The sequence below is a fragment of the Nonomuraea fastidiosa genome (genome assembly GCF_042751225.1).
GTDB lineage: Bacteria > Actinomycetota > Actinomycetes > Streptosporangiales > Streptosporangiaceae > Nonomuraea > Nonomuraea fastidiosa.
This window is the reverse complement of record NZ_CP170570.1, coordinates 6,864,118-6,890,345: the sequence shown is the minus strand read 5'-3', so window position 1 is coordinate 6,890,345 and position 26,228 is coordinate 6,864,118. Positions and strand designations below refer to the sequence as shown.

Here is a 26,228-nt window from a genome sequence, read left to right as displayed (position 1 = left end):
GCGGCTAGATTGTGCACATGACCAACGACGTGCTGGTCCGTCTCGCCCGGCGATGTCTGGAGAGTTACGAAGACCTCATCGACGACTGGGCCGAGCAAGTGATGGCGATGGAGCCGTACGCGCGGGGCCTGGTCAGCCGCGAGGAGGTGCTGGAGGGCGCCAGGGTCGGGTTCGAGCTGATCCTGCGCCACCTCGCCGAGGGCCGGGTGCCGCCCGAGCTGCGGCCGCACTCCGAGCGGCTGGGCGAGCGGCGGGCCGGGCAGGGCGTGCCGCTGGAGTCGCTGCTCGCGGCGGCCCGGCTGGACGCCCGCGCGCTCTGGCTGGGCCTGGTCCGGCTGGCCGCGCCGGAGGACCTGCCGCCGCTGCTCGAAGGGGCCATCCTGGTGTGGGAGGCGGTCGAGCAGCACAACACCGGCCTGATGACCGGCTATCAGCGGGCCGTGCTGGAGATGGGCAGGCAGCGCGAGGACGAGCGGCGCACGTGGTTCGCGCGGCTGCTGGACAACGACGGCCGCAACCCCGACGTGGTGCGCGACGCTGGGCGGGTGCTCGGCTTCGACGTGACGGCCTCGTTCGTCGCGGTGGTGGCGTCCCCGGCGGCGGGGGCGGCGCTGCGGGTGGCGGCGAGCGGGATGAGCGGGCTCGGGCTGCGTACGCACCGTCACGAGTCGCCGTCGGGCGACATGCTCGTGGTGCAACTGCCCCATCGGCCGCCCGATCCGGAACGGCTGGTGCTGGAGGCGCTGGCGCGCGTGGCGTGCGGCGTGTCCCCGCGGGTGGCGGGTCTGGCCAGGGTGCCGCACGCGGTGCGTCTGGCCGCGGCCGCGATCCGGGCCGGCGGCGCGGCGCCTGCGGGGCCGATGCGGCTGGAGGACCGGTGGCTCGAGGTGTTCGTCGCGCACAGCCCCGAGCTGGCGGCGGAGCTGGCGGAGCGGGTGCTGGGGCCGTTGGAGTCGATCGGCGCGGTGGAGCGGGAGCGGCTGCTGGAGACCGTACGCGTGCATCTCGCGGGCAACGGCTCGATCGCCGACACGGCAGCGGCGCTCTACTGCCATCGCAACACCGTTCAGCACCGCTTCGCCAGGTTCAGGGAGCTGACCGGGCGCGACGTGCGGGTGCCGGGTGACGCCGCCGTGGTGGCGCTGGCGCTGCGCGTCCGGCCCGCGAGTGAGGGTGGGTGAGCGCGTGAGAGGGGCGGATGGCGCGAGACGGAGCAGGCGCGGGAGGCGGGTGAAGGCGTGAGAAGGGCCGGTCTCGAGGGCCGGCCCTGGTCTCATCGCCTCCTCGTCATGCTCATGCCGAGCGCCACCAGGCCGAGGATGAGAATGATCGCGCCGACGATCACGTTGGTGGTGATCGTGGCCGGCGTGTCCGCATCCCCCCTGATCAGCCAGGGCGCGAGGATGGTCCACACACCGATGACGGGCACGATCCACGCGATTCCGTGCGTCCGCCCGTACGCGGAGCTGAACCCCGCCGCCAGCAGCGTCACAGCGAGCCCCGTCACCAGATTGTTGACGGTCAGCGACGTGATGCCGGAGAAGCCGACGATCCATGGAGACAGGGCCAGGAACAGCCCGGCCAGCATGGTCAGCCCGTCCGCCACCTGAAAGGCCGGTTTGGCCGCGGCCACGTCGTACTTCTCACGCATGCCGATGATGTCGGGATGCCGCTCCATTTCGCGGGTCATCAGGGACATCACCTCCCCCGTACGACCGGCGAGGACCTTTCCCGCCGTGCCCCCACTACCCCGCCAGGGGTGAGTCATACCGGCGGTTTGCCTGGTCAGCGCGGGGGAAACGACTTGGAGCCGGTAAGAGGGGGTGCTTCGTGACAGCGGTCGACGCCATCGGTGGACACGGCAGGACCGTCCAGGACACGCCGGGCGGGCTCTCGCCGGGGCTGCCCGCGCCGCGCGGACCCGTCACCGCGCTGCTGTTCCGCCGCCTGGCCGCGCCCCCTGACGGGCGGGCGCTGCACCTCGACGTGACCGGCGCGGACCTGGGCGACGGCGACTTCCAGCTCGCCCTGTTCACCTGCTACGAGCTGCACTACCGGGGTTTCTCCGGCGTCGACGAGCGCTGGGAGTGGGAGCCGTCGCTGCTGGCCGCCAGGGCGGTGCTGGAGCGGCACTTCGAGAAGCTCCTCGCGCGCGCCGTGCCCCGGCCGCGCGTGAACGGGCCGGGCGACGTGCGGCGCACACTGGTCGCCCTCACGGCCGACGACAGCGGGCCGTCGGTCTCGCGGTTCCTGGCGCAGCGGGCCGGCCGAGAGCACTTCCGCGAGTTCGTCGTCCACCGCTCGATCTACCACCTCAAGGAGGCCGACCCGCACACGTGGGCGATCCCCCGCCTGGCGGGCGGGCCGAAGGCGGCGCTGGTGGAGATCCAGGCCGACGAGTACGGCGGCGGCCGCGCCGAGCGCATGCACTCCGAGCTGTTCCGCGCCACCATGCGCGGCCTCGGCCTCGACGACTCCTACGGCGCCTACCTCGACCACGTCCCCGGCGTCACGCTGGCCATCTCCAACGCCATGTCGCTGTTCGGCCTGCACCGGCGGCTGCGCGGCGCGCTGGCCGGGCACCTGGCCGCCTTGGAGATGACCTCGTCGCTGCCCAACCGCCGCTACGCGCGGGGGCTGCGCCGGCTCGGCGGCGACGCCGTGAGCACGCGCTTCTACGACGAGCACGTGCAGGCCGACGCCGTGCACGAGCAGGTCGCGGCGCACGACCTGTGCGCGGTGCTGGCCGCCGACGAGCCGCACCTGGCGGGCGACATCGTGTTCGGCGCGGCGTGCGCGGTGGAGCTGGAGCGGTTGTGGGCGGCGTACGTGATGGCGCGGTGGGAACGCGGCGACTCGTCGCTGTCCCGGCCCTCCTGAGCCTCAGCCGGGCAGGCGGTAGACCGACACGTGCTCGGTGCTGGTGTCGGTGAACGGCGTCCTGTTCCAGTCGGCCCAGCGGTACTCGCGCTCCATGCCGGCCAGCCGCGCCATCAGGTCGAGCTCGCAGGGCCAGGCGTAGCGGTGGTTGGCGGGCAGCAGGCGTACGCCGCCGTTGGTCAGCCGTACCTTGGTGGTGGCCATGAGCTGCTCGGCGGGCGAGATGCGGGCCGCCTCGGCGAGCACGACGTCCTCGTTCAGCGCGAGCAGCCGCAGCGCGCCGCCCCTGCGGAAGGCCGCGAGGTCGGGCACCCACGCCTCCACCACGAACCTGCCGCCGGGCCGCAGGTGCGCGGCCGCGTTGCGGAAACAGGCGACCTGCGCGTCCTGCGAGGGCAGCGCGTAGATGGTGTTGGTGGTCAGCGCCACCAGCGAGAACGAGCCCTCGACCCGGGTGGTGGAGAAGTCGCCCACCGCCACCGGGATGCGCTCGCCGCCCGGCTTGGCGCGCAGGAGCTCCACCATCTCGGGCGAGCCGTCGATGCCGGCCACCTCGTGCCCGCGTGCGGCGATCGGCACGGCCAGCCGGCCCGTCCCGATGCCGAACTCCAGGATCGGCCCGCCCTCGGCGAGCAGGCACAGCTGCTCGACGGTGGCCTCGGTGGGCAGGTTCGCCACCGTGAGGTCGTAGATGTCGGCGATGCCGCGCCCATAGGCGGCCGGGTCGAAGCCGGTCGTCATCGCCGCTCCCCCACTCTGGTCACGCGCTGCTCACGTGTGGTCACACGGCAGTGCTACCCCACAGGTCACGGATCATTCCGGCATACCGCCCCGCCTCTCGGGCACTGAAGTGGGATGTCGCAACACCGGGAAGACGGGGACGGCATGGACGATGTGGTGACCGTGACGCCGTGCGAGGACGGGCCGCTGCTGGTCAGAGGGCCGTTCCGGCTGGTCACTCAGGACGGCGTGCCGATCCCCGCCGGACGCTCGACGGTGGCGCTGTGCCGGTGCGGGCGCTCGGCGGTCAAGCCGTTCTGCGACGGCTCGCACAAGGTGGCCGGCTTCCGCGCGCCGAGCGAGCCGGACCCGCCGGACTGATGTCGCTCCGCAGAGGTACGTTCCGCCTGCGAGCGCGCCGCCCGCCGCAGCCACCGCAGGGAGTGGGCGGCCCGCCGCAGCCTGCGCCCCGCGTACGGAACGCCGCCCCGCAGCGCGGCACCGGCGGCGAGCCAGCAGCAGGTGGCCCGCTCCAGCACCCACACGGGCGCGAACAGCGCCGACGTGGCGGGAAAGACACGCCTGCCGCCCGCCCGCCGCCGCCCCGCCTCGGCCAGCGCGACCGCCAGCGCGGCTCCGGCCAGCGGCGGTACGTACCGGCGCCGCCACAGGCACCAGGCCAGCGCGGGCAGCACCGGCAGGAACAGCGCCAGCCGGGCCGGTTGCGCCAGGTCGTCGTAGGCCTGGCGGACCCGCTGGTTCCAGAAGCGGGCCGCGTCGGGCGGCAGGCGCGGCACGTACAGGTCGAGCGGGCGCAGCTCCCTGCCGCCGTGGGCGCGCACCGTGCGGATGAGCTCCAGGTTCTCGAACAGCACGTCGCCGTCGTAGCCGCCCATGCGCTCGAAGAAGGCGCGGCGCACGCCGAACGTGCCGGGGTAATCGGCGCCGGCGCTGCGGTTCAGCAGGGTGCGGGCGGTGTCCCAGCGGGCGTGCCAGGGCAGCTCGGTGAAGTGGTTCTGCGGGCGTACCAGCTCGGCGGTCTCCAGCAGCGCGTCGATCCTGGCGAGCGTGTCCCCGTCGTGGCGTACGTCGTCGTCAGCGATGACCACGTGCCGGGCGCGGGCCAGCCGCATGCCGGTGAGCACGCCGGCCACCTTGCCGTTGGCGCAGCGCAGGCCGGGGTCCGGGCGGGCGTGCGTGACCAGGCCGCGCCAGGCGGCGGCGTGCCGCTCGTACAGCGGGGGCGGCGAGCCGTCCACGACGATGATCTCCCGTACGTGGCGGGCCAGCGCCCGCAGGTAGGCGGTGAGCTCGCCGAGGCCGCGGTCGTCCTCCCAGCGCAGCGGGAGCACGTAGTCCATCATGGGCGGCGGCTTCCCGGGGAAGATCGGGTTAAACGAGCTGCGACCTGCTGCAACGGACCGGCTCTAACGGGCCAGGCGGCCGAGCAGCGCGGCCGCGGCCGTGATCCCCGCCGCGGCGGCCACCGCGAGCACCGCGAAGTCCAGCGGCAGGTGCGCCGGTACGCCGAGCAGCAGCCCGCGCAGCGCGTCCACCTCGTAGCTGAGCGGGTTGACCGCACTGACCACCTGCAGCCAGTCCGGCATCGTGGTCGTCGGGTAGAGCGCGTTGGAGGCGAAGAACAACGGCATCGTGATGGCCTGCCCGAAGCCCATCAACCGGTCCCGGGTGCGGACGATCCCGGCGATCGTCACCGACAGGCAGGCGAAGAACGCCGACCCGAGCAGCACCGTCACCACCACCCCGAGCAGGCGCAGCGGATGCCAGCCCAGGTGCACGCCCAGCAGCGCGGCGATGACCACCACCACGGCGGCCTGCACGATGGCCTTCACCCCGGCCGCGAACGCCTTGCCCGCCACCAGCGCCGCCCGCGGCGTCGGCGTGACCAGCAGCTTGGTCAGCACGCCCGAGTCGCGCTCCCAGATGATGTGGATGCCGTAGAAGATGGCGATGAACATCGTGGACTGCGCGATGATCCCCGGCGCGAGGTAGTCGCGGTAGGGGATGCCGCCGGTCGGGATCACGTTGATGCGGGTGAACGTCTCGCCGAAGACCAGCAGCCACAGCGCGGGCTGGACGGCGCGGGTGTAGAGCTCCGTACGGTCGTGGCGCAGCTTCTGCAGCTCGACCACGCACATCGCGGCCAGCCTGGCCGGGACCACCCGCCAGGCGGGCCGGTCCTGCGGCGGGGTGGCTAGCGGCGCGGCGAGCGAGCCGTCAGCCGACGCGGGAGGCGGTGGTGCGGGTACGGCGGACATCGCGGAACTCCCCTCCCTCCTCGTTGAGACCGCTGCCGGCGACGTCGCGGAAGACGTCCTCCAGGGTCGGCGCCGGGCCGCCGCCGCGCCGGGCGCGCAGGTCGTCGGTCAGCTCGCGCGGCGTCCCGGACGCGCGTACCCGGCCCTTGTGCATGAGCGCCACCCGGTCGCAGTACTGGTCGGCCTCGTCCATGTAGTGGGTGGTGACCAGGACGGTCATCCCGGTCGCGGCGCGCACGGCCATGATGTGCTCCCACACCACCGTGCGCGCGATGGGGTCGAGCCCGATCGTGGGCTCGTCGAGTATGAGCAGGCGCGGCGCGCTGACCAGCGCCTGGGCCAGCTCCAGGCGGCGCACCATGCCGCCCGAGTACGTCTTCGCCAGCCGGTCGGCGGCGTCGGCGAGCCCGACCGCCTCGAGCGCCTGGTCGACGCGGGCGCGCCGCTCGCGCCTCGGCACGTCGAAGACGCGGGCGAAGAGCGAGACGTTCTCCCTGCCGGTCAGCCCCGAGTCGGCAGAGAGCTGCTGGGGGACGTAGCCGAGCAGGCGGCGCACCCGCATCCTGTCGGCGGCCACGTCGAGGCCGAACACCCGCGCCATGCCCTTGGGCACGGGAAGCAGCGTCGTGATGCACCTGATGGCGGTGGTCTTGCCCGCGCCGTTGGGGCCGAGCAGGCCGAACACCTCGCCGGAGCGTACGGTCAGGTCGAGGCCGTCCACGGCGGTGGACTCGCCGAAGGAGTAGCGCAGCCCCGTACACGAGACCGCCGCCGCCTCCGCATCGGCCCCGCTCTCCGGCGCGCCGCCGTGCCCCGCTCCGCCGTCCCGCCCGCCGTAGCGGCTCACCTCGCCGTCCAGCCCGCCACTGTGTCTGCCACAGTGCCCGCCACTGTGTCTGCCACTGTGTCTGCCACAGTGCCCGCCGCCGTGGGCGGGGCCGTCGTGGGCGGGGCCGTCGTGGGCGGTCCCCGTGGCATGGTCTCGTACGCCGTCGGCGTCCGTCATCACGCCGTCACCTCCTCCTGCAGGCTCTCGGCCAGGCGGCGCATGGCCGGGAGTGCGGCCTCCAGTGCGGCCAGGTCCTCTTCGCCGAGCCGTGCCAGGTGCTCGCGTACGAGCGCGGTGCGGCGTTCCTGCCAGGCCCGCAGCCGCGCCTCGCCCTCCGGCGTGGGCAGCAGCCTGGCGGATCTGCGGTCGTCCCTGCGCACCTCGCGACCGATCAGCCCGGCCCCGCTGAGCTGGTTGACCAGCGTGGAGACCGAGTTGCCCGCCAGGTAGAGCTCCCTGGCCGCGGCCGAGACGCTGATGCCGGGGTTGTCGGCGACCAGGCGCAGCAGCTCGACCTGGGCGCCGCGCAGCCGCGGCCCGGTCAGGCCCTGTCGCAGGCGGCGCCGGATCAGCCGGTTGAGGCCGAGCAGCACGCCGGCGAACGCACCGGGCAGATCCTCGTCCGTACTCATGCCCGAAATATTAGCTCTGCTTACGATGTATCGTGAAATATGCAGGTCAAGGGACGTTTGCCAGTCGGTTGCGGTGATTTCCAGCCGAGGAGGCCGGTCGGCGCGACGCTCGCGGCAGAGCGCCACACCGGCGAGAGCCGCTGTGACGGCGGTCGCGGGCATAGCCTTGGCTCATGGTGCGCTTCGCTGTCGGACTGCCGAACGTCGGCGAGTTCGGAGACCCCACGCTGCTGACCGAGCTCGGCGTCGCCGCCGAGGAACACGGCTGGGACGCGGTCTATCTCTGGGACCATCTGCTCTACCACGACCCGAGCTGGCCGGTCGCGAACCCGGTGGTGACGCTGTCGGCGATCGCCGCGCGTACGAGCCGGGTCCGGCTCGGCATCCTGATGACCGCGCTCCCCCGGCGGCGGGTGCAGACGGTGGCCAAGGAGACCGCCTCGCTCGACCGGCTGTCCGGCGGCAGGCTGGTGTTCGGCGCGGGGCTGGGGTCGCTGGACTCCGAGTACGCCGACTTCGGCGAGGACCCCGATCTGAAGGTCCGCGCGGCCAAGCTCGACCAGGGCCTCGACGAGCTGACCCGGCTGTGGGAGCGGCTGCCGCCGACGCCCGTGCAGCGGCCGCGCATCCCGATCTGGTGTCCAGGGCGCTGGCCCACCAAGGCCGGTTTCCGCCGCGCGGCCCGCTGGGACGGCGCGATGCCGACGTTCCGCGACTACGGCCACGATCTTCCGCCGGTGCCGGTGGACGAGTTCGCGCGGGTGGTCGACTTCCTGGGTGAGGAGCGGGGGTCGCTGGACGGGTTCGACATCGCGCTGGAGGGCCGGGCGGCGGACGGGCTCGTCGAGGGGTACGCGGCGGCCGGGATGACCTGGTGGGTGGAGGCGATGGGCTGGTGGCGCGGCGGCGTCGCCGACGCCCGCCGCACGATCGCAGCCGGCCCGCCCCGCTGACCCCGCACCACCATCGCGGCCGCCTCGCCACGCCGGTCCCGCGCCCCCATCGTGGCCGCCCGCCGCGTCGGCCCCGCGTCCTGACGGGGCGGGCAGCACCGTGGCGTGCCAGCCCTGGCCAACCCTGGCCAGCCCTGGCGAGCGTGGCGAGGAGGGCAATGCGGCAAGGCGAGCGGCGCCGTGGCGGAACGGGCAGGCGACGCTGCGACGAGCGAGCGTCATGGCGTAGCAAGCGGCACCCCAGCAGGGCACCGTGGCAGGTCCGAGCAGCGCGGCGCAGAGCGAGCAGCACAGAGGCGGGCGGGCGCCATGGCGTAGCGGGCGGTGCCGCGGCGAGCGCGGCGAGAAGGGCAACGCGGAGGCGGGCAGGCAGCGCTGCGGCGAGCGGGCGCCATGGCGTGGCGAGCGGCGCCGTAGCAGGGCGGGGCCCGGCAGGCGCCGTGGCAGAGCGCCATAGCAGAGCGCCGTGATAGGGCGGGGGCGCTGTAGCGGAGCGCCGTGGCGGGGCGGGCAGCGCTGTGGCGCGGCGGTGTTTCGCGACCGCCGCGCCACAGGGTTCTCAGGAGGGGGAGAAGGCTAGCCCGCGCTGCAGGAGACGGTGGGCCAGGTCCAGTTGCCGTTGTGCTGGATCGTCACCCCCCAGTTGTTGCCGTTGCCGTTGGGTCTCGCTTGCAACACCTGGGAGCTCGGGTAGGTGGCGCTGATGTTCCAGGTGGCGATGATCCGCGCCGGGGACGGCACGTTCATCGTGACGGTCCAGTTGTTGGAGCCGCTGACCGAGACGTTCAGGTTGTAGCGGTCGCTCCACTGCTGGCCGGCGGAGAGGGTCGCGGTGCAGCCGCCACCGCCGTTGTCACCGCCGCCGTCGTCGCCACCGCCGTTGTCACCGCCGCCGGTGCCGATGGTGATGTTGGAGCTGCCGCTGCTCTGGTAGCCCTCGGTGGCGAGGATCTGGTAGTCGTGGCTGCCCAGATGCATGCCGGCGCGGGCCCAGGCGTCGAAGTGGTTGCCGGCGGTGATGGTGCCGCCCGTGCGCCGCTGCTGCCTGACGCTCCAGAACTGGTCGAAGGTGCGGGTGCCCTCGATGGACGGGGCGTTGTAGCGGGTGGTCTGGTAGATGTCGTACGTCCCGCCGTCCGTGGTCACGGTGCCCTTGTACGTCCCGGTGGGCCGGTAGGTGCCCCAGTTGTCGACGATGTAGTACTCGATGAGCGGGTTCCTGGTCCAGCCGTACAGCGTCAGGTAGGCGTTGCCCGACGGGTTGAAGCTGCCGGAGTACGTCACGGTCCTGCGCCCGCCGGTGGCCCAGCCCTTCCCGGCGACGAAGTTGCCGGTGTTGCGCCAGGAGGTGCTGTAGTTACCGCCCGAGCCGAGCTCCATGGAGACCGTGCCCTGAGCGTCGGTCCAGAAGGAGTAGAAGTAGCCGCCGTGGTTGCCGGTCTGGTTGGTGGTGACGGCGGCGTGGGCGACGCTGGGGAGCATCGCGACGCCCAGGGCCGCGATGACGGCTAACGCGCGGGCGGCGAATCGCCACCGGCGCCTGCGGCCCGGTGGATAGGGGGGTGCGCCGTTCATGGGGTGCTTCCTCCTCGCGTGATGGCGGCGGGAATGCGGGCGCGCGGGTACGCGCCCCATGGCCTCAAGGGCCCCGGATCGACGATGGGTGAGAGCGAGTCGCTTTCCGAAAATATCGGGAAGCTGGCGAAAGTATCGGACTCGCTTCCGGTGTCTGTCAACGGCCTCTTGCTCGTTGTGAAGCCCACTTGACCACAGACCCGCAGCAAGCTGCGGAATCGTCCCCCACGAAGGCCGTGAAACTTTCGTGGCTACCCCGAAAATTGACGATCACACTGCCGTCACGGCGTCGGCCGCAGCCCTGATGATGTCGAGTGCGCGCTCGACGTGGCGGGCGTGCGTACGGAAGCTGAGCACGCACAGCCGCAGGTAGAGCCGCCCCTGAACGTTCGTGCTGCTCAGGTAGATCTGCCGGGTGTCGTTGATCTCCTTGAGCAGGCGGCGGTTGCGCTCGTCGTCGCCCTCGCGCAGCCGGAACACCACCACGGTCAGATCCGGCCGCCACGGCACCGCGAAGCGGGGATCGGCGGCCAGCTCCCGGTGCACCACGGCGGCCAGGTCGAGCTTCTCCTCCAGCTCGCGGGCGAAGGCGTCCACGCCGTGCAGGTGCAGCGGCAGCCACAGCCGCAGCCCCCCGGAACTCCCTGGTCAGCTCGACGCCGAGGTTCGCGAAGTCGGGCAGGCCGTCCATCGCGGCGAGGTCCTGGAGGTAGTCGCCGCCGTCGGCGTGCGCGGCGTGCAGCGCGGCCGGGTCGCGGACGAGCAGCACGCCGGTGCCGTACGGCAGGAACATGCTCTTGTGCGGGTCGATGGCGATGGAGTCGGCGCGTTCGATGCCGGCGAGCAGCGGCCGGCCGCGCTCGGTGAGCTGGAAGCCGCCGCCGTAGGCCGCGTCCACGTGGAACCACAGCCCCTCACGGGCGGCGAGCCCGGCCAGCTCGGGCAGGGGGTCGATGGTGCCGGTGCCGGTGGTGCCCGCGGTCCCGGCCAGCAGGAACGGCCGCAGCCCCGCGGCCCGGTCGGCGGCGATCAGCTCGGCGGCGGCGCGCACGTCCATGCGCAGGTCGCCGGTCATCGGCACCTGGCGCACGGCGCCGGCGGGCAGGCCGCAGATGCGGGCGGCCTTGGCCACGCAGTGGTGGGTGTGCGCGGTGACGTACAGGGTGCCGCCGGTCAGGTCGTCGCCGAGGCGGCTCTGGCGGGCGGCGAGCACCGCCGACAGGGTGGCCGTCGATCCGCCGCTGGTGGTGATGCCGCCCGCGCCCGGCGGCAGCCCGAAGCGCTCGCACAGCCAGGTGAGCACGCCGTGCTCCATCGCGACCAGCGCGGGCGCCATCTGCGCCAGGCCCGTGTACCGGTTGACGGCGTTGGCCAGCAGCTCGGCGAGCGCGGCCGAGTACAGCCCGCCCGCGGGGAAGTAGGCGAGGTAGCCGGGACCCGCCGTGTTGACGCCCTGCCCGGCGGCGCGCAGGAACGTCTCCACCAGCTCGCCGAAGTCGCCCGGCCCGGCGGCCGGCGGGCGGCGCAGGCGTTCCGCCAGGTACTCCGCCGGCGTGTAGTCGCTGGCGGGCGACTTCTCCAGCGCATCGAGCCAGTCGGCCAGCGCGTCCACGGCCTGCCGGCCGAGTCCGGCCATCTCGGGCCGGTTCACATCGAGTTCCGTCATGCCCGGCACCTTAGGAGGAAACGAGCTCGTCGGGCTTGGACGCCGGTGCACCCGGGGACCACGAGCTCCCATACGACTTCGCACAGTGCCATGAACGGCCCCGCCTCCGGCGGCGTACCTCACCATGACGGCCGTCTCAGGCCGGGGAAGGGGACGATGATCATGGGACCCCGACGCGTACTCATCGTCTGCGGCATCGCCGCGCTCTGGCCGCTGACGGCGTGCGCCGGCTACACGCCGACGCCCACCGCCGACACGGCCGCACTCGCCGAACTGGCGAGCGAAACACCGTTTCCCGCAGCGGAGCCCTCCGAATCCGCGCCGCCCGCGGAGGAGGAAGAGGACACCGGGACCTGGCAGACGAAGTGGGGGCCGCTGTCGGAGCTCGACCGGGACCTCATCCGCAAGGTGCGCCTCGCCGGCCTGTGGGAGATGCCGATGGCCCAGGACGCCGCGCAGCGCGCCACATCGGCCAAGGTCAGGCAGGTCAGCGAGACCATCGCGAGCCAGCACCACACGCTGGACGAGCAGGTCCGCGAGGTGGCATCGAAGCTGGAGGTCAGGTTGCCGGTGAAGCCCACCGAGCAGCAGCAGCGCTGGATGAGCGACATCTCCGGCAGCACCGGCTCCTCGTACGACGCCACGTACGTCAAATGGCTGCGCCTGGCGCACGGCCAGGTCTTCGGCCTGATCGGCAAGGTGCGCGGCAGCACCCAGAACACGCTGGTCCGCCGCTTCGCCGAGCAGTGCAACGAGGCGGTGCTGAACCACCAGCGCCTGCTGGAGAGCACGGGCCTGACGACCCCGGAGAGCTTCCCCGACCCGACGGCCTGACGCCAACCACCCCGCCGCACGAACCGCCTCCGCGCACCCGTCCGGCCGCCTGAACCCGCTTGCCGGTGGGGCTGACGGCCTGCCGCGAGGGCGGGCACAGGGGCGGCCGGGTGACGGCTGGACGCTGAAGCGGCTTCCCACCTGACCACCCCACCGGTCCGGCGGCGAGACGGCGGGCGACGGCGGAGAGCCCCGCAGGTCAGACGTCTTGCAGGCCGAGCGGGCGGGGCGCGGCGTCCGGTGACTCGCCGCCCGCCGCGTTGAAGGCGTTCATGGCGGAGACGAGCGCGCGGCGCTGCTCGGCCGGCATGCGGGCGACGATGGCGCCGATGTCGGCGCGGCGGCGCTCCATCACCTGGTCGACGATGCGCCGGCCCTCGCCGGTGAGCCGCATTAGGCTCTCGCGCCGGTTCTGCGGGTTGACCTCGCGGACGACCAGCCCGGCGGCCGCCAGGCGGTCGGCCATGCGCATGGCGGTGGAGGAGTTGACGCCGAGCAGCTCGGCCATGGTGACGAGCTTGGTCTCGCCGTGCCCGGCCAGCAGCACCATCATCCGGAACTGCGGCAGCGTGATGCGGTCCTCGACCGCGCCGAGCGACCTCGCGGCGACGGCGACGAGCAGCCGGGACCCGCTCAGCACGGCCGTGACGACGGCCGACAGGTCGTCATCCTGGCCGGCGACGTGTGTCCCCACGTTTGAGGACATGTCACCCATGTCCACAGTTGTACCGCCGCTACCCCTCCTGCCGCGCGGGCGCCCTCTCACAGGAGCTGAACGGCACCCCCGGACACTCCCGCTCCCCCGTCGTGATCAGCAGCACGATCCCCATCATGACGATCGCGCAGGTGAGCAGCATCAGCATGAGCCAGACATGCATGGCCGACCCGCGCCGCCGGTGGTGACCGGCCTTCCCGGAGAGCAGCGCGTCCAGCTCGGGCTCATCGAGCGCTAACCGTTTCTCCAGTTCCTCCAGTGCCCGACGCTCTTCCCGGGATAGACCCATGCCTCATCTCCTCGGCGGCCCAAGAGCGGCACCCAGGACACGCCCCCGTGTACTCCCCGCTTCGCGCCATGCTCGACATCCTGACGACGACTGACATTCCAGCCGGACTGATCAAGGAGACCAAGAGAACCTTGCATACTGCAATGAACCTGTGATGTGGGGCGTTCCGCCGCCGGCGTCCGCGAGCGGCCGGGTCAGGAGGATGCGAGGGGCCGTGAGGGTGCGCAAGCGTCATCGGGAGCGGTGACGCGGCGGCGGGGGCGCCAGGCGCTCGCCAGGGCCAGGGCGAGAAGGAGCTCGGCCAGGTCCCCGCCGTAGTACATGATCTCGGCCGCGCCGCGCCGCTCCTCGGCGGGTACGGGCAGGTCCACGCCGACGCCGGCGTACATGAGCTGGGACAGCCCGGCGTGTACGGCGATCGCCACGCCCAGCACGACCAGCCGGGCAGGCACGGACGGCCGCCGGGGAGCCGGGTCGGGCCCGGCGATCACCCAGGCGAACAGGCACCCGGCCAGCAGGAAGTGCACGTGGACGGCCCCGTGCAGCACGGGGTCGGCGGTGCTGTGCCGGTAGAGCGGGGTGCTGTACAAGATCACCATCCCGCCGACGCTGAGCAGCAGCGCGACGACGGGGTTCGCGACCGCGTGGACGGCGCGCGAGCGCAGCAGCGCGGCCAGGCGGCGGGCGCGGGCGGCCGGCAGCGTGCGCAGCAGCAGCGTCATCGGCGCGCCCAGCACCAGGCCGAGCGGCGCCAGCATGCCGATGAGCAGGTGCTGCAGCATGTGGCCGCGGAAGTCGGTCGCGGCCAGCGCGGCGACGGGCCCGGTCAGACCGGCGGCGAGCAGCGCCAGTCCGGATAGGAACGCAGCGGAGCGCCACCGGCTCCACCTCCTGGGGCCGGGCCGGGCCGCCGTGATCAGGTACGCGGCGGCCACGAGCAGCACGGCGACGACCGGCAGCGCCGTGACGTGGTCGTGGTGCCCGTGGCTCATCGCGGTGCGGGCTCGGCGTCGCGGCACAGGTCGAGCGCGTCGCCGCCGCGGCGCAGCCCCCACCCGGCGGCCAGCAGCACGACTCCGAGCACCAGGAACCCGAGGTCCCACCAGAGCTGTCCCGGCCCCGTACGGACGTGGTGCACGCCGAGCAGGTGGTGGTCGATGACGCCCTCGACCAGGTTGAACAGCCCCCAGCCGGACAGGATCCAGCCCCACAGCGTCCGCGAGCGCCACACCCGGCCGCGCGAGGCGGTCACCCGGGAGTAGAGCAGGCCGAGCCCGATGAGCACGGCCAGCCAGGTCACGGTGTGGAACAACCCGTCCCACACCGTGTTCATCCGCAGCCCGGGCACGGTGTCGACCGGGTAGCGGCTGCTGAGCATGTGGTGCCACTGCAGCAGCTGGTGCAGCAGGATGCCGTCGACGAAGCCGCCCAGCCCGATCCCGAGGATCGTGCCGGGCAGCCCGATTCCCTTGGGGGCCGTCATGGTCAGGGGTTCTTGCCCATGGTCCTGCGGATGACGTCGCGGACGCGGTCCATCATCGCCATCGGCGTGCCCATCAGCACGTTCTTGGTGGCCGACTCGGTGCCGGGGTGCGGGTGGGTGGGCGCCATGGCCTCGGCCGCCTTGACGCCTGCGGCCATGCTGCGCCGCTCGGCCTCGGTGGTCTGGGCGATGAGCTTGTTGAACTCGTAGCGTTCCTCGGCGCGGGCGTGCGCCTCGACGGCGCCGCGCAGCATCAGCAGGTTCTCCATGAAGTCGGGCGCGTCGGGTCCGGCCTCGTCCATGAGCGAGAGGAGCTGCTTGGCCTGGTTCTCCTCGGCCAGCCGATCCTCGACGACGCCGTCACCGCCGTCGATCTTGCCCCGGGCGTAGGGGTGGACGATCTCCTCTTCGGCGGTCTCGTGCACGGCGAGCATGCGCACCAGGCGGGTGAACGCCTCGCCCCGCTGCCCGGCGGGGGCCTGCTCGACCTCGTCGAACAGGTCCCTGATCACGCCGTGCTGGGCCACCAGCAGGTCGATGACGTCCGTCTCGGCCATCTTCTCCGGAGCCGTCTTCGTCATGTCTGTCCTCCTTCGAGTACGGGGCCGCCTACCCCGGCCGAAGGCGGACACGCCCGCCCGGCGAACCGATTACCGAACGCGGAGCCTCGGCAGACGACGTCCTTGGATGAGCGGCTCCGGGTGGTCTTGGCGCCCAGCGCAGCGAGGCGATCAGCCGGTCCGCGCGGGGGGCTCGACCGGCCGTCCAGCACGCCGATGACGAACGCGCCGCCTCGGATCGTCGGCCATCGATGCAAATCGGCGACCGGCGGAGAATTCGCCGACCGAGCACGGCGACGCACCCTTGATCAGGTCCCGATAAAGCGGATCAAGCCAGGTCAGGCCGCCTTTCCACGCGAGCGAAACCGCCTGGAGCGCCACGCCACCGGAAAAGGGGAAATACGTCACCGGCCGCGCATTCATCGGCATAAACGCGGTGAATTCGACGGCATACAATCCCATAGGTGATACGGAACCTGGCCCGCCGGTGGTCGTGCCTGATCCTGGGCGGAGCGCTGCTGATGCCGTACATGATGGTCGGCAGCCTGATCGCGGGCCTGGGGAGCGGCAGGACGGCCAACCTGCTGCTGCTGCCCGCGCAGGTCGGCGTGTTCTTCGCGATGCTGCCCGTCGTGGCGGTGACCGGGCTGTTCCTGCCGATACGCGGGCTTGAGGTGAGCGCGGCGCAGGGCCTGCTCGGAGCCCGCGTGCTCACCCCGCCCCGGCAGCCGGGCCGGTCCTGGCAGGAGCGGCGGCGCACCGCCGCCTGGTTCACGCTCCACCTGGGCGTCGGCGGCGTGGTCAGCGGCTGCACGCTGGCGATCGTGCCGTTCACGATCTTCACGGTCGTGGTGTTCTTCACCGGCCCGCCCACGCAGACGATGGGGCTGGAGATCGCGCCGGGCTGGAACGCGTTCCTGTGGGCGCTGGCCGGAGTGGCGTTGCTGGCCGGGCTGGTCGCGCTGGCGGCCGGAGCCGGTGCGCTGCTGGCCAGGCTCGCGCCCGTCCTGCTCGGCCCCACGCCGGCCGAACGGCTGGCCGCCGCCGAGGAGCACGCCCGCGCGCTGGCCGAGCGCAACCGCCTGGCCCGTGAGCTGCACGACTCCGTCGGCCACGCGCTCAGCGTCGTCACCCTGCAGGCCGCGGCGGCGGGGCGGGTCCTCGACCGCGGCTCCGACGGCGCGCCCCAGACGGCGCGCAGCGCGCTGGCCGCCATCGAGCAGTCGGCCCGCGCCGCCCTCGCCGATCTCGACCACGTCCTCGGCCTGCTCAGAGACGACGACGCCGCGCCGCGAACGGCCGGGGACCCGAGCGACGGGCGCCCTACGGCCGGGGACCCGAGCGACAGCCCCCGTACGGCCGGGGACCCGAGCGGCGGCACCCGTACGGATGGGGACACCAGCGACAGCCCCCGTACGGCCGGGAACGCGAGCGACGGCCCGGCCGGGCGCCCTGACGACCGGCGCGGCAGAGCGCCGCAGGCGACTCTGGACGACCTCGGCGACCTCATCACCACCTCGGGCGCTTCCGTGGACCAGCAGGTGGGCGACCTGTCGGAGGTGCCGGCCGTGGTGTCCCGCGAGGCGTACCGGATCGTTCAGGAGGCCCTCACCAACGCCATCAAGCACGGCGCCCACGGCCCCATCCGCCTGACCGCCGCCGTGCACGGCGGCGACCTGCGCGTGGAGGTCGTCAACCCGTGCGACGGGCGGCGCGGCGACGGCATCCAGAGCGGCAAGCTGAGCGGCGTCCAGAGCGGCATCCAGAGCGGCGTCCAGAGCGGCGGGCTGAGCGGCGGACGGGGCCTGGCGGGGATGCGGGAGCGGGTCAGGCTGCTGCGCGGCGACCTGGAGGCCGGTCCCACGGAAACCGGCTGGCGCGTGGCCGCCCGCCTGCCGCTACGGTCGAGTCCATGACACTGCGTGTCGTGATCGCCGACGACGAGGACCTCATCCGCGCCGGCCTGCGCATCATCATCGACTCCGAGCCCGACCTGACCGTGGTGGGCGAGGCCGCCGACGGCGCGGAGGCGCTGACCGTGGTCCGCCGCGAGCGGCCCGACGTCGTGCTGATGGACGTCCGCATGCCCGCCGTGGACGGCATCCGAGCCACGGAGCGGCTGCTGGCCCTGGACCAGCCGCCCAAGGTGCTGGTGGTGACGACGTTCGAGAACGACGACTACGTCTACGACGCGCTGCGCGCGGGCGCCAGCGGCTTCCTGCTCAAGCGCACGAAGCCGGACGATCTCGTCCAGGCGGTGCGCCTGGTGGCGGCGGGCGACTCGCTGCTGTTCCCCGCCGCGATCCGCGCCCTGGCCGGCCGCCGGTCACGGGCGGGCTCGCCGGAGCGGGTGCCGGGCATCGACCGGCTGACCGAGCGTGAGGGCGACGTGCTGCGGCTGATGACCAAGGGCCTGTCCAACCAGGAGATCGCCGCCGCACTGGTGGTCAGCCAGGAGACCGTCAAGACGCACGTGGGCAACGTGCTGACCAAGCTGGGTGCGCGCGACCGCACCCAGGCCGTGATCGCCGCGTACGAGTCGGGCTTCGTCTCCCCCGGCTGACGTCTCCCGCCTGACAGCTCCCCCGGCTGGCGTCTCCCCCGGCTGGCGTCTCCCCCGGCTGATCGGGCGCCGCGCCGGAAGCGTGCGGCGCGGCGCCCGGATCACTTGCGTACGCCGCCGCGCCGCAGCAGCTCGGCGGCCGGTACGACGGTCGCCTCCGCGGCGCTCATCCCCGTGGCGGCCAGGGCCTGGTCGACGAGGTGGAGGCCCACCGCGTACCCGGCCATGTCGGGGATGCCGCGCGGCTCGCCGCCGAAGCGGCGCGCGATGGTGTCGCCCAGCACGTACGCGGGCGTGTTCTGCATCCCCTGCAGGTCGAAGTCGGCCATGATCTTCGCGAAGGCGCCCTCGAACGCCTCCCCGGTCACCATGGACGACCACGGACCCATGGCCTCGGGCCCCGACTGCTCGCGGACGAACGCCTCGGCCAGCCCTTCGGCGACCACGTGCTCGCCCACGGTCACGGCGACCGGGTTCCACTCCACGTTGGAGAAGCGCACGTGGTGGTGGAACTCGTGCACCGCGAGGTGCGAGATCCGCCCGATGACCTCGTCGGACGGCCAGGCCAGCAGGTAGATGTAGCCGGTGCCGGCGCCCATGCCGTAGTAGCCGCCGGACGTCTTCATCAGGTGCTCGTTGCCGGGGTCGCCCATGATGAGGTAGACGTCCAGCTTGCCGGGCTGCTTGGCGTCGCCGAGCGCCTGCGAGGCGCGTTCCAGCTCGTGCTTCACCTGGCCGAGCACGTCCTGCTCGATCATGCGGCGCACGGCGGGCAGGTAGCGCGGGTCGTCGGCGTCGACGCGGAAGCCGCCGCCCTGGTGGTGGATGTCGACGATGTCGCCCGGCATCGGGATCTGCGCGCGCATCGGCTCCAGGATCTCCCGCAGCGCGTCCGGCCTGCGCTCCAGCGGCTGCTCCAGCAGGGACGCGATGGGCGTGAGGGTGTCGTGAACGATGAACTCCATGGCCCCGGACGCTAAACCCTCACGTTACGTGAGGCTCAAACGGTTTTCCGCCGCCCGGTCACAGCGGGGCCTCGTCACCCGGGTCCTCGCCGGGTGAGCGGCCCGGTGTGCGCTGCCCGCTCTCCGACGGCGACGGCGACTCGGACGGCGAGGGCTGCGGGTTGGGCGTCTCGGGCGTCGGCGGCGGCGTGGGCACGAACACCGTCGGCGGGAGCTGGCGCGGCTGCGGCTGGCTGTCCTGCCGCCCGAACACCAGCATGAGCAGGATCGCCACCACGAGCAGCAGAAGGATGATCACGGCGAGCGCGGCGAGCAGCACGCGCTTGCGGGTCTCGGTCAGCGGCCGCCGGGGGCGCGGCGGGCCGGGCAGCGCGGGGGCGCGGTCGGTCAGCCAGTACGGCACGAAGTCCGGCCCGTGCGCCTGCCCGATGAGCGTCCCGCCCACCATGACCGGCTCCAGGAACCGTTCGGCGCCCGGCCGCCCCGGCTGGTACGGCACCGCCACCCACGGCGCCCGCCCGCCGTCGTACATGAGCACCTCGGGCATGCCCTCGAGCACGGCGCCGCCGGTACGCGGCCTGGCGGGACGGGTGAGCCAGCCGCGCACGCCCGACCGCTCCCGGCCGCCCGCCTCCTTGATGGCGGTGACGAACCGGTCGCGGGCCGCGGCGTCGTAGGCGGCGCCCCGGGTGAGCACCGCCAGCGACACGGCGCGCCCGTCGGGGCCCTGGCCGAGGTACACGAAGCCGGCGGGCGCGCTGTGCAGGCGCGCCTGCACCACGTAGGGCCCCAGCCGGGGTGGGTCGCCGTACTGCAGGGGACTTGCCACGTTTGCCATGTAAGCACAGACGTGGCGTCGTGCGAGTTTGCGGCGCGTTTGGTGGAATGGGCGTCATGAGCGTCGCCGAAGAGTTGCCAGGCGGAAACGACGCGGCATTGCTGCGTCAGAGTCTCGACGAGGTCCGGCGTGTCATCGTCGGCCAGGACCACATGGTCGAACGCCTCGTCGTGGCGCTGCTGGCGCGCGGGCACTGCCTGCTCGAAGGGGTGCCGGGGGTCGCCAAGACCCTCGCCGCCTCCACCCTGGCCACCGTCGTGGGCGGCACGTTCGCCCGGATCCAGTTCACTCCCGACCTCGTGCCGAGCGACATCGTCGGCACCCGCGTCTACCACCCTTCCAACGAGAAGTTCGATATCGAGCTCGGCCCGGTCTTCGTGAACTTCCTGCTGGCCGACGAGATCAACCGCGCCCCCGCCAAGGTGCAGTCGGCGCTGCTGGAGGTGATGGCCGAGCGCCAGGTCACGCTCGCGGGCGTCACCCATCCGCTGCCCAAGCCGTTCATCGTGCTGGCCACACAGAACCCGATCGAGTCCGAGGGCGTCTACCCGCTGCCCGAGGTGCAGCGCGACCGGTTCCTCTTCCGGGTGCGCGTCCCCCATCCCAGCGCCCACGAGGAGCTGGAGATCCTGCACCGCATGAGCGTCACACCGCCCGTGCCCGAGCGCGTGCTCGACCCGCCCAAGCTGCTGGAGCTGCAGAAGGCGGCCGAGCAGGTCTCGGTGCACCAGCTCGTCGCCGACTACGTCGTGCGGCTGGTGATGTCCACTCGCAGCCCGGCCGAGTACGGCCTGCCCGACCTCAGCGACACGATCGAGGTCGGGGTCAGCCCGCGCGCGACGCTCGGGCTGGTGTCGGCGGGGCGGGCGCTCGCGCTGCTGCGCGGGCGCGACTACCTGCTGCCCGACGACGTACGCGACGTCGCCGTGGACGTGATGGCACACCGGCTGATGCTCACCTTCGACGCCCTGGCCGACGGGGTCGATCCCGAGGACGTCGTCAAGCAGATCCTGCACGCCGTGCCCCCTCCCCTCGTCGTCTGGAACCAGAACCGTTGAGCACCACTGCCGAACAGGCGCTGCGGCGGCTCGAGCTGACGGTCACCCGCCGGCTCGACGGCCTGCTGCACGGCGCGCACCAGGGCCTGCTGCCGGGCACCGGCAGCGAGTCCGGCGACAGCCGGGTCTACGTGCCGGGCGAGGACGACGTGCGCCGCATGGACTGGGCGGTGACCGCCCGCACGACCATCCCCCACGTACGCGACCTGATCGCGGACCGCGAGCTGGAGACCTGGGCACTGGCCGACCTGTCGCCCAGCATGGACTTCGGCACCGCCGACACCGACAAGCGCGACCTGGTGGTCGCGGCGGTCGGCGCGATCGGGTTCCTGTCCAGCCGCATGGGCGACCGCTTCGGCGCGCTCGTCATCCACGACGAGTACGTCCACCGCATGCCCGCCCGCACCGGCCGCCCCGCGCTCTACGGCCTGCTGCACTCCCTCATGGACGCGCCGCGCGGCCGCGTGGTGCCCGACCCGCCGGACCTCGCCGAGGGCATCGACATCCTGAACGCCACGCGCCGCCGCCGCGGCATGCGGCTGATCGTCTCCGACTTCCTCGACGCGAGGCCCGACCTCGACCCCGACGCCGAGCGGCCGTGGGAGCGCCCGATCCGGCGGCTGGCGGCCCGCCATCAGGTGCTGGCCGTCGAGGTCATCGACCCGCGCGAGCTGGAGCTGCCGGACGTGGGCCGGGTCGCGTTCGCCGACCCCGAGACCGGGAACGTACGCGAAGTGCACCTTTCGCCGAAAATCCGGCAGGCGTACGCGGAGGCGGCGGCCCTGCAGCGCGAGGGCACCCGCCTGGCCCTGCGCCGCGCCGGCGTCGCCCACCTGGTGCTGCGCACCGACCGCGACTGGGTGTTCGACGTCGCGCAGTTCGTGTTGCGCCAGCGCCGCATGAGCCACCTCGCCCACAGGAGACCGACCGCATGACGTTTCTCGCCCCCGGCTGGCTGTGGTTGTTCGTGCTGGTGCTGCTGCTCGTGGCGGGCTACGTGGCGGCCATGTTCGCGCGCCGCCGCTACACGGTCCGCTTCACCAATCTGGCCCTGCTCGACCTCGTCGCCCCCGCAGGGCCCGGCTGGCGCCGCCACGTGGCGCCCGCGCTGTTCCTCGTCATGATGTCGCTGCTGGTGATCGGCGCCGCCAAGCCCGCCGACCAGGTACGCGTCCCCCGCGACCGCGCCACCATCATCATCGCCCTGGACATCTCGCTGTCCATGGACGCCGACGACGTGCAGCCCGACCGCATCAGCGCCGCCAAGGCCGCCGCGCAGGCGTTCGCGCAGGAGCTGCCCGACCGCTTCAACGTGGGCGTGGTCTCCTTCGCCCGCTCGGCCAACGTGATCGTCTCCCCCACCACCGACCACCAGGCCGTGATCACCGCGCTCGGCAACCTCACCACGCGGCCCGGCACCGCCATCGGCGAGGCCGTGTTCAACTCGCTGGAGTCGGTGCGCTCGTTCGACCAGCAGGCCGCGACCGACCCGCCGCCGGCCGCGATCGTGCTGCTGTCCGACGGCGACAACACCTCGGGCCGCTCGGTCAGCGAGGCCATCGAGGCGGCCGCGCAGGCCGGCGTGCCGGTCTCCACGATCGCGTACGGCACCCAGGAGGGCACGGTCAACATCGACGGCCGCCCGGTCAACGTGCCGGTCAACAAGCAGACGCTGCAGGCGCTCGCCGACGGCACCAGCGGACGGGCGTACACCGCCGAGTCCGGTAGCGAGCTGCGCGAGGTCTACGAGCAGATCGGCACCTCGCTCGGCTACAAACTGGTCAACCAGGAGATCACGCAGTGGTTCATCGTGGCCGCGCTCGTGGCCGGGCTGCTGGTGGCGGGCGCCGCGGTCTTGTTCGGTACGCGGATCCCGTAACGTTTGGCGACGTGGCCCATTACTTCTCCGAGCAGCCCGAGACCGCGAGCAGGCCGGCGTCGGTCGATCTCGTCCTGCCCGACCTGCATCTGCGGCTGGAGACCGACCGCGGCGTGTTCTCGCCCGAGCGGATCGACGTCGGCACGCGCGTGCTGCTGGAGAGCGTCCCTCCGCCGCCTCAGGAGGGCGACCTGCTCGACCTGGGCTGCGGCTACGGGCCCATCGCGCTGACCATGGCCAAGCGGGCGCCCGGCGCCACGGTGTGGGCGATCGACGTCAACCGGCGCGGCCTGGAGCTGACCGAGCGCAACGCGAGCAAGGCGGGCCTCGGCAACGTGCGAGCCGTGCACATCGACGAGGTGCCGGACGGCGTGACGTTCCGCGCCATCTGGTCCAACCCCGCGATCCGCATCGGCAAGCAGGCGCTGCACGAGATGCTCACCAGGTGGCTGACCCGGCTGACGCCCGACGGCGTGGCCCACCTGGTCGTCCAGAAACACCTCGGCTCGGACTCCCTGCAGCGCTGGCTCGGCGAGCAGGGCTGGCAGGCCTCACGCGAGGCCAGCCGGGCCGCCTACCGCATCCTGAAGGTGACCCGTTGAGAAAACAGCTGCGCCCCACCGACGTCAAGCGGCTCAACCGCACCTGGCGCAGGAACACCGGCAACCGGCTCGCGCTCATCGTCGAGTCGGTCACCGGGCCGTTCAACATCGGCTCGATCTTCCGCAGCGCCGCCGCGTTCGGCGTGGACGAGATCTGGCTGGCCGGCAACGCCACCCCGCCCACCAACCCCAAGGCGGGCAAGACCGCGCTCGGCACAGAACGCCTGGTCACCTGGCACGACCCGGTCCCGGCCACCGAGGCGGTCAAGGCGGCGCGCGAGGAGGGCTACGCGGTGCTGGCCATCGAGCTGACCGCCGAGTCGGTGCCGCTGCACCGCGCCGACCTCGACCGCGACGTGTGCCTGGTGGTCGGCAGCGAGGACCACGGCTGCTCCCCGGCCCTGCTGGAGGCCGTCGACGGCGCCTGCTACATCCCGCAGGTCGGGCGGGTCGGCTCGTTCAACGTGGCGGTCGCGGCGGCCATCGCGCTCGCCGAGGCGCGGCGGCAGGAGTGGCAGAATCTCCCCGATTCGTAACCGCACCGTTCATCACGAAGGGGCATACTTCTCCACGTGCTGAGCCGTCGATTCGCCTTCCTCGACCATCCGGGCCCGCTGGCCTTCGCCCACCGCGGTGGTGCGGCCGAGGGCGCTGAGAACACCGTCGCCGCCTTCGAGCGCGCGATCGGGCTCGGCTACACGTACCTGGAGACCGACGCGCACGCCACCTCCGACGGGGTGCTGATCGCCTTCCACGACCACACCCTCGACCGGGTGACCGACCGGCGCGGCCGCATCTCCGAGCTGCCCTACCGGACGGTCAAGCAGGCGCGCATCAACGGCGTGCACGAGATCCCGCTGATGGAGGACCTGCTCGGCACGTGGCCGGAGATCCGTTTCAACATCGACGTCAAGGAGTGGGCGGCCATCGGCCCGCTGGCCGAGGCGATCAGGCGTACCAACTCCTATGACCGGATCTGCCTGACCTCGTTCAACGACGAGCGCCTGGAGGCGGCCAGGCGGGCGCTGGGCAGGGAGGTGTGCTCCTCGCTCGGCCCGCGCGGCGTGGCCGCGCTGCGCGCCGCCGCCACCACCTCCGGCTACGGCCGCACGCTGGCGCGCCTGTCGCGCTCCGGGATCCCCTGCGCGCAGGTGCCGGTCGGCTTCCGCGGGCTGCGGGTCACCACGCGCGCCCTGGTCCGTACGGCGCACGCCATCGGCATGCAGGTGCACGTGTGGACGATCAACGACACCGCCCGCATGGAGCAGCTGCTGGATCTCGGCGTCGACGGCATCATGACCGACAACGTCACCGGCCTGCGCAACGTGCTCGACCGCCGCGGGCTCTGGCATTCCGGCCTGGCGGCCTGAGATCGTAGCGGCACCGTCCCGACACGCCCGGCCCCCGCGCAGAGGGCCCCAGAGGAGCGACACGACACCATGCCCGCATCCGCACCCCCCGCGGCCCTCGACGACTCCCCCGCAGCGCGCCGCCGCGAGCAACGCGGCTGGTACTTCTACGACTGGGCCAACTCCGCCTTCTACACCGCGGTCATCTCGGTCTTCCTCGGCCCCTACCTGATCCCGGTCGCCAAGACCGCGGCCTGTGCCAAGGACTTCCCGGACGTGGCCTCCGACACGTGCGTGTCGGCCTTCGACGAGCTGGCCGCCGCCAACCCCGGCCTCGGCTACGTGGACGTGCTCGGCGCCGACATCCGGCCGGCCGCGTTCTTCGGCCTGATCACCACGGTCGCGGTGCTGCTGCAGATCGTGTTCCTGCCGATCGTGGGTGCGCTGGCCGACCACACCGGGCGCAAGCGCGAGATGCTCGGCGTGTTCGCCTACATCGGCGCGCTGGCCGCGATGGGCCTGTTCTTCGTCGAGGGCGACCGCTACATGCTCGGCGGCGTGCTGTTCGTCATCGCGAACCTGGCCTACGGCTCCTCGGTCGTGGTGTACGACTCGTTCCTGCCGCAGATCTCCACCGCCGAGGAACGCGACGCGGTCTCCTCGCGCGGCTGGGCGATCGGCTACCTCGGCGGCGGCCTGCTGCTCGCGCTCAACCTGGTCCTCTACCTCCAGCACGAGAACCTCGGGCTGACCGAGGGCATGGCGGTGCGGATCTGCATGATGTCGGCGGGCCTGTGGTGGGCGACGTTCACGATCATCCCGTTGCTGCGGCTGCGCAACCGTCCCGTGCCCGCCCACGAGACGACGGCGCTGGCCTCGGTCGGCGGCAGCCTCCGGCAGCTCGGCCGCACCATCGCCGGGCTGCGCAAGTATCCGCTGACGCTGCTGTTCCTGGTGGCGTACCTGGTCTACAACGACGGCGTGCAGACGGTGATCGCCAACAGCGCGGCGTTCGCGTCGGAGGCGCTGAAGCTGCCGCAGACCGTGCAGATCACCGCGATCCTCATGGTGCAGTTCGTGGCGTTCTTCGGCGCGCTGCTGCTGGGCCGGCTGGCGCGCGGCTTCGGCACCAAGCGCACGGTGCTGGCGAGCCTCGTGCTGTGGACGGCGATCGTGGCGATGGCCATGTTCGTGGCCGAGGGGCAGGCGGTGCAGTTCTACCTCATGGCGTTCGCGATCGCGATCGTGCTGGGCGGCACGCAGGCGCTGTCGCGCTCGCTGTTCTCGCTGGTCATCCCGAAGGGACGGGAGGCCGAGTACTTCAGCCTGCTGCAGATCAGCGACAAGGGCTCGGCGTTCATCGGCGCGCTGACGGTGACGATCGCGCTGCAGCTCACCAACAGCTACCGGATCGCGATCATGTCGATGATCGTGTTCTTCGTGATCGGCTTCGTGCTGCTGGCGCTGACGAACCTGCCCAAGGCCATCCGCGCGGCCGGCAACGAGGTCCCCGAGCGCATCTGACGCCCACGGACGGCTAGGACGTGAGCACGACCCCG

29 protein-coding genes and 1 pseudogene are annotated in these 26,228 nt (G+C 72.5%); 14 read left to right on the top strand and 16 right to left on the bottom strand.

Features of this window, described 5'->3' with window-relative positions:
• Positions 1–17 precede the first annotated feature (17 nt).
• Positions 18–1,181, top strand: coding sequence for a PucR family transcriptional regulator (locus tag ACFMQL_RS31545; protein ID WP_378788398.1), 1,164 nt, complete (start codon positions 18–20; stop codon positions 1,179–1,181).
• Positions 1,182–1,273: 92 nt separating this feature from the next.
• Here the strand turns inward: ACFMQL_RS31545 and ACFMQL_RS31540 are convergent, their stop codons facing one another.
• Entirely contained in the window at positions 1,274–1,690 is a 417-nt protein-coding gene (locus ACFMQL_RS31540; protein WP_378788396.1) for an SPW repeat protein, read from the bottom strand.
• Positions 1,691–1,830: 140 nt separating this feature from the next.
• Here ACFMQL_RS31540 and ACFMQL_RS31535 point away from each other — a divergent pair, with 140 nt between their 5' ends.
• On the top strand, positions 1,831–2,880 hold the full coding sequence (locus ACFMQL_RS31535; RefSeq protein ID WP_378788394.1) for an iron-containing redox enzyme family protein: 1,050 nt from the start codon (positions 1,831–1,833) through the stop codon (positions 2,878–2,880).
• Positions 2,881–2,883: 3 nt separating this feature from the next.
• Here the strand turns inward: ACFMQL_RS31535 and ACFMQL_RS31530 are convergent, their stop codons facing one another.
• A complete protein-coding gene (locus tag ACFMQL_RS31530) occupies positions 2,884–3,621 on the bottom strand; it encodes a class I SAM-dependent methyltransferase (protein WP_364052789.1) in 738 nt (245 codons plus the stop codon).
• A 114-nt stretch (positions 3,622–3,735) separates the two neighbouring features.
• Between ACFMQL_RS31530 and ACFMQL_RS31525 the strand changes: the two are divergent.
• Positions 3,736–3,876, top strand: a pseudogene (locus tag ACFMQL_RS31525) (hypothetical protein); the annotation flags it as partial.
• On the opposite strand, the gene ACFMQL_RS31520 reads toward ACFMQL_RS31525, so the two are convergent.
• From ACFMQL_RS31520 to ACFMQL_RS31505, 4 genes are all read right to left on the bottom strand, one after another.
• The gene (locus ACFMQL_RS31520) at positions 3,840–4,964 is read right to left on the bottom strand and encodes a glycosyltransferase (RefSeq protein ID WP_378788392.1); all 1,125 of its coding nucleotides are present in this window, start codon (positions 4,962–4,964) and stop codon (positions 3,840–3,842) included. The pseudogene ACFMQL_RS31525 and the gene ACFMQL_RS31520 overlap by 37 nt on opposite strands.
• 63 nt (positions 4,965–5,027) lie before the next feature.
• Positions 5,028–5,879: an ABC transporter permease gene (locus ACFMQL_RS31515; protein WP_378788390.1), complete on the bottom strand. Its 852-nt coding sequence runs from the start codon at positions 5,877–5,879 to the stop codon at positions 5,028–5,030.
• Positions 5,839–6,726: an ATP-binding cassette domain-containing protein gene (locus tag ACFMQL_RS31510; protein ID WP_364052798.1), complete on the bottom strand. Its 888-nt coding sequence runs from the start codon at positions 6,724–6,726 to the stop codon at positions 5,839–5,841. The genes ACFMQL_RS31515 and ACFMQL_RS31510 overlap by 41 nt, the downstream gene beginning before the upstream one ends.
• 158 nt (positions 6,727–6,884) lie before the next feature.
• The gene (locus tag ACFMQL_RS31505; RefSeq protein WP_378788387.1) at positions 6,885–7,340 is read right to left on the bottom strand and encodes a MarR family winged helix-turn-helix transcriptional regulator; all 456 of its coding nucleotides are present in this window, start codon (positions 7,338–7,340) and stop codon (positions 6,885–6,887) included.
• Between the two features lie 173 nt (positions 7,341–7,513).
• Here ACFMQL_RS31505 and ACFMQL_RS31500 point away from each other — a divergent pair, with 173 nt between their 5' ends.
• Entirely contained in the window at positions 7,514–8,293 is a 780-nt protein-coding gene (locus tag ACFMQL_RS31500) for an LLM class flavin-dependent oxidoreductase (RefSeq protein WP_364052804.1), read from the top strand.
• 576 nt (positions 8,294–8,869) lie between these two features.
• Here ACFMQL_RS31500 and ACFMQL_RS31495 read toward each other — a convergent pair.
• Positions 8,870–9,868 carry a glycoside hydrolase family 11 protein gene (locus ACFMQL_RS31495; protein WP_364052807.1) on the bottom strand — a complete coding sequence of 333 codons (999 nt, stop codon included), beginning with the start codon at positions 9,866–9,868 and terminating at the stop codon, positions 8,870–8,872.
• Between the two features lie 157 nt (positions 9,869–10,025).
• Positions 10,026–11,534, bottom strand: coding sequence for a pyridoxal phosphate-dependent decarboxylase family protein (locus ACFMQL_RS31490; RefSeq protein ID WP_378788385.1), 1,509 nt, complete (start codon positions 11,532–11,534; stop codon positions 10,026–10,028).
• A gap of 162 nt (positions 11,535–11,696) precedes the next feature.
• Between ACFMQL_RS31490 and ACFMQL_RS31485 the strand changes: the two genes are divergently transcribed.
• Complete coding sequence (locus ACFMQL_RS31485; RefSeq protein WP_378788383.1) at positions 11,697–12,368, top strand: DUF4142 domain-containing protein; 672 nt, start codon at positions 11,697–11,699, stop codon at positions 12,366–12,368.
• A gap of 199 nt (positions 12,369–12,567) precedes the next feature.
• On the opposite strand, the gene ACFMQL_RS31480 is transcribed toward ACFMQL_RS31485, so the two are convergent.
• From ACFMQL_RS31480 to ACFMQL_RS31455, 6 genes are all read right to left on the bottom strand, one after another.
• Entirely contained in the window at positions 12,568–13,062 is a 495-nt protein-coding gene (locus tag ACFMQL_RS31480; RefSeq protein WP_364052816.1) for a MarR family transcriptional regulator, read from the bottom strand.
• A gap of 40 nt (positions 13,063–13,102) precedes the next feature.
• Positions 13,103–13,372, bottom strand: coding sequence for a DUF3040 domain-containing protein (locus ACFMQL_RS31475; protein WP_364052819.1), 270 nt, complete (start codon positions 13,370–13,372; stop codon positions 13,103–13,105).
• Positions 13,373–13,566: 194 nt separating this feature from the next.
• A complete protein-coding gene (locus ACFMQL_RS31470; RefSeq protein WP_378788381.1) occupies positions 13,567–14,364 on the bottom strand; it encodes a cytochrome c oxidase assembly protein in 798 nt (265 codons plus the stop codon).
• A complete protein-coding gene (locus ACFMQL_RS31465) occupies positions 14,361–14,855 on the bottom strand; it encodes a DUF2243 domain-containing protein (protein WP_378788380.1) in 495 nt (164 codons plus the stop codon). Before ACFMQL_RS31465 ends, ACFMQL_RS31470 begins: the two co-directional genes overlap by 4 nt.
• Before the next feature lie 2 nt (positions 14,856–14,857).
• Positions 14,858–15,436, bottom strand: coding sequence for a hemerythrin domain-containing protein (locus ACFMQL_RS31460; protein ID WP_378788379.1), 579 nt, complete (start codon positions 15,434–15,436; stop codon positions 14,858–14,860).
• 150 nt (positions 15,437–15,586) lie between these two features.
• Positions 15,587–15,877 (bottom strand): hypothetical protein, encoded by a 291-nt coding sequence (locus ACFMQL_RS31455; protein ID WP_364052831.1) that lies wholly within the window; start codon positions 15,875–15,877, stop codon positions 15,587–15,589.
• A gap of 2 nt (positions 15,878–15,879) precedes the next feature.
• On the opposite strand from ACFMQL_RS31455, the gene ACFMQL_RS31450 reads away from it, so the two are divergent.
• Together ACFMQL_RS31450 and ACFMQL_RS31445 are read left to right on the top strand one after the other, a co-directional pair.
• Positions 15,880–17,331, top strand: coding sequence for a histidine kinase (locus ACFMQL_RS31450; RefSeq protein WP_378788377.1), 1,452 nt, complete (start codon positions 15,880–15,882; stop codon positions 17,329–17,331).
• Positions 17,328–17,978, top strand: a complete 651-nt coding sequence (locus ACFMQL_RS31445; RefSeq protein WP_364052837.1) for a response regulator transcription factor — start codon at positions 17,328–17,330, stop codon at positions 17,976–17,978. Before ACFMQL_RS31450 ends, ACFMQL_RS31445 begins: the two co-directional genes overlap by 4 nt.
• 101 nt (positions 17,979–18,079) lie before the next feature.
• Here the strand turns inward: ACFMQL_RS31445 and ACFMQL_RS31440 are convergent, their stop codons facing one another.
• Together ACFMQL_RS31440 and ACFMQL_RS31435 are read right to left on the bottom strand one after the other, a co-directional pair.
• Positions 18,080–18,943, bottom strand: a complete 864-nt coding sequence (locus ACFMQL_RS31440; protein ID WP_378788375.1) for a DUF2268 domain-containing protein — start codon at positions 18,941–18,943, stop codon at positions 18,080–18,082.
• 58 nt (positions 18,944–19,001) lie between these two features.
• Positions 19,002–19,781, bottom strand: coding sequence for a hypothetical protein (locus ACFMQL_RS31435; protein WP_364052843.1), 780 nt, complete (start codon positions 19,779–19,781; stop codon positions 19,002–19,004).
• A 56-nt stretch (positions 19,782–19,837) separates the two neighbouring features.
• On the opposite strand from ACFMQL_RS31435, the gene ACFMQL_RS31430 reads away from it, so the two are divergent.
• From ACFMQL_RS31430 to ACFMQL_RS31400, 7 genes are all read left to right on the top strand, one after another.
• Positions 19,838–20,839 carry an AAA family ATPase gene (locus ACFMQL_RS31430; protein WP_378788374.1) on the top strand — a complete coding sequence of 334 codons (1,002 nt, stop codon included), beginning with the start codon at positions 19,838–19,840 and terminating at the stop codon, positions 20,837–20,839.
• Positions 20,836–21,774 carry a DUF58 domain-containing protein gene (locus ACFMQL_RS31425; protein WP_378788372.1) on the top strand — a complete coding sequence of 313 codons (939 nt, stop codon included), beginning with the start codon at positions 20,836–20,838 and terminating at the stop codon, positions 21,772–21,774. The genes ACFMQL_RS31430 and ACFMQL_RS31425 overlap by 4 nt, the downstream gene beginning before the upstream one ends.
• Positions 21,771–22,718 (top strand): VWA domain-containing protein, encoded by a 948-nt coding sequence (locus ACFMQL_RS31420; protein ID WP_364052852.1) that lies wholly within the window; start codon positions 21,771–21,773, stop codon positions 22,716–22,718. The genes ACFMQL_RS31425 and ACFMQL_RS31420 overlap by 4 nt, the downstream gene beginning before the upstream one ends.
• Before the next feature lie 11 nt (positions 22,719–22,729).
• Positions 22,730–23,320 carry a methyltransferase gene (locus tag ACFMQL_RS31415; RefSeq protein WP_364052855.1) on the top strand — a complete coding sequence of 197 codons (591 nt, stop codon included), beginning with the start codon at positions 22,730–22,732 and terminating at the stop codon, positions 23,318–23,320.
• Positions 23,317–23,856 (top strand): TrmH family RNA methyltransferase, encoded by a 540-nt coding sequence (locus tag ACFMQL_RS31410; RefSeq protein ID WP_364052858.1) that lies wholly within the window; start codon positions 23,317–23,319, stop codon positions 23,854–23,856. The genes ACFMQL_RS31415 and ACFMQL_RS31410 overlap by 4 nt, the downstream gene beginning before the upstream one ends.
• Before the next feature lie 39 nt (positions 23,857–23,895).
• The gene (locus ACFMQL_RS31405) at positions 23,896–24,690 is read left to right on the top strand and encodes a glycerophosphodiester phosphodiesterase (protein ID WP_378790225.1); all 795 of its coding nucleotides are present in this window, start codon (positions 23,896–23,898) and stop codon (positions 24,688–24,690) included.
• A 69-nt stretch (positions 24,691–24,759) separates the two neighbouring features.
• Positions 24,760–26,193: an MFS transporter gene (locus ACFMQL_RS31400; RefSeq protein WP_364052861.1), complete on the top strand. Its 1,434-nt coding sequence runs from the start codon at positions 24,760–24,762 to the stop codon at positions 26,191–26,193.
• Positions 26,194–26,228: the final 35 nt, after the last annotated feature.

Excerpts from the sequence above, each read along its gene's own strand:
- ACFMQL_RS31420 (WP_364052852.1), top strand. The coding sequence starts at position 21,771 with ATGACGTTTCTCGCCCCCGGCTGGCTGTGGTTGTTCGTGCTGGTGCTG.
- ACFMQL_RS31460 (WP_378788379.1), bottom strand. The coding sequence starts at position 15,436 with ATGACGAAGACGGCTCCGGAGAAGATGGCCGAGACGGACGTCATCGAC.
- ACFMQL_RS31505 (WP_378788387.1), bottom strand. The coding sequence starts at position 7,340 with ATGAGTACGGACGAGGATCTGCCCGGTGCGTTCGCCGGCGTGCTGCTC.
- ACFMQL_RS31465 (WP_378788380.1), bottom strand. The coding sequence starts at position 14,855 with ATGACGGCCCCCAAGGGAATCGGGCTGCCCGGCACGATCCTCGGGATC.
- ACFMQL_RS31515 (WP_378788390.1), bottom strand. The coding sequence starts at position 5,879 with ATGTCCGCCGTACCCGCACCACCGCCTCCCGCGTCGGCTGACGGCTCG.
- ACFMQL_RS31400 (WP_364052861.1), top strand. The coding sequence starts at position 24,760 with ATGCCCGCATCCGCACCCCCCGCGGCCCTCGACGACTCCCCCGCAGCG.
- ACFMQL_RS31485 (WP_378788383.1), top strand. The coding sequence starts at position 11,697 with ATGGGACCCCGACGCGTACTCATCGTCTGCGGCATCGCCGCGCTCTGG.
- ACFMQL_RS31520 (WP_378788392.1), bottom strand. The coding sequence starts at position 4,964 with ATGATGGACTACGTGCTCCCGCTGCGCTGGGAGGACGACCGCGGCCTC.
- ACFMQL_RS31495 (WP_364052807.1), bottom strand. The coding sequence starts at position 9,868 with ATGAACGGCGCACCCCCCTATCCACCGGGCCGCAGGCGCCGGTGGCGA.
- ACFMQL_RS31540 (WP_378788396.1), bottom strand. The coding sequence starts at position 1,690 with ATGACCCGCGAAATGGAGCGGCATCCCGACATCATCGGCATGCGTGAG.
- ACFMQL_RS31430 (WP_378788374.1), top strand. The coding sequence starts at position 19,838 with ATGAGCGTCGCCGAAGAGTTGCCAGGCGGAAACGACGCGGCATTGCTG.
- ACFMQL_RS31470 (WP_378788381.1), bottom strand. The coding sequence starts at position 14,364 with ATGAGCCACGGGCACCACGACCACGTCACGGCGCTGCCGGTCGTCGCC.
- ACFMQL_RS31530 (WP_364052789.1), bottom strand. The coding sequence starts at position 3,621 with ATGACGACCGGCTTCGACCCGGCCGCCTATGGGCGCGGCATCGCCGAC.
- ACFMQL_RS31445 (WP_364052837.1), top strand. The coding sequence starts at position 17,328 with ATGACACTGCGTGTCGTGATCGCCGACGACGAGGACCTCATCCGCGCC.
- ACFMQL_RS31545 (WP_378788398.1), top strand. The coding sequence starts at position 18 with ATGACCAACGACGTGCTGGTCCGTCTCGCCCGGCGATGTCTGGAGAGT.
- ACFMQL_RS31455 (WP_364052831.1), bottom strand. The coding sequence starts at position 15,877 with ATGGGATTGTATGCCGTCGAATTCACCGCGTTTATGCCGATGAATGCG.
- ACFMQL_RS31475 (WP_364052819.1), bottom strand. The coding sequence starts at position 13,372 with ATGGGTCTATCCCGGGAAGAGCGTCGGGCACTGGAGGAACTGGAGAAA.
- ACFMQL_RS31500 (WP_364052804.1), top strand. The coding sequence starts at position 7,514 with ATGGTGCGCTTCGCTGTCGGACTGCCGAACGTCGGCGAGTTCGGAGAC.
- ACFMQL_RS31435 (WP_364052843.1), bottom strand. The coding sequence starts at position 19,781 with ATGGCAAACGTGGCAAGTCCCCTGCAGTACGGCGACCCACCCCGGCTG.
- ACFMQL_RS31440 (WP_378788375.1), bottom strand. The coding sequence starts at position 18,943 with ATGGAGTTCATCGTTCACGACACCCTCACGCCCATCGCGTCCCTGCTG.
- ACFMQL_RS31490 (WP_378788385.1), bottom strand. The coding sequence starts at position 11,534 with ATGACGGAACTCGATGTGAACCGGCCCGAGATGGCCGGACTCGGCCGG.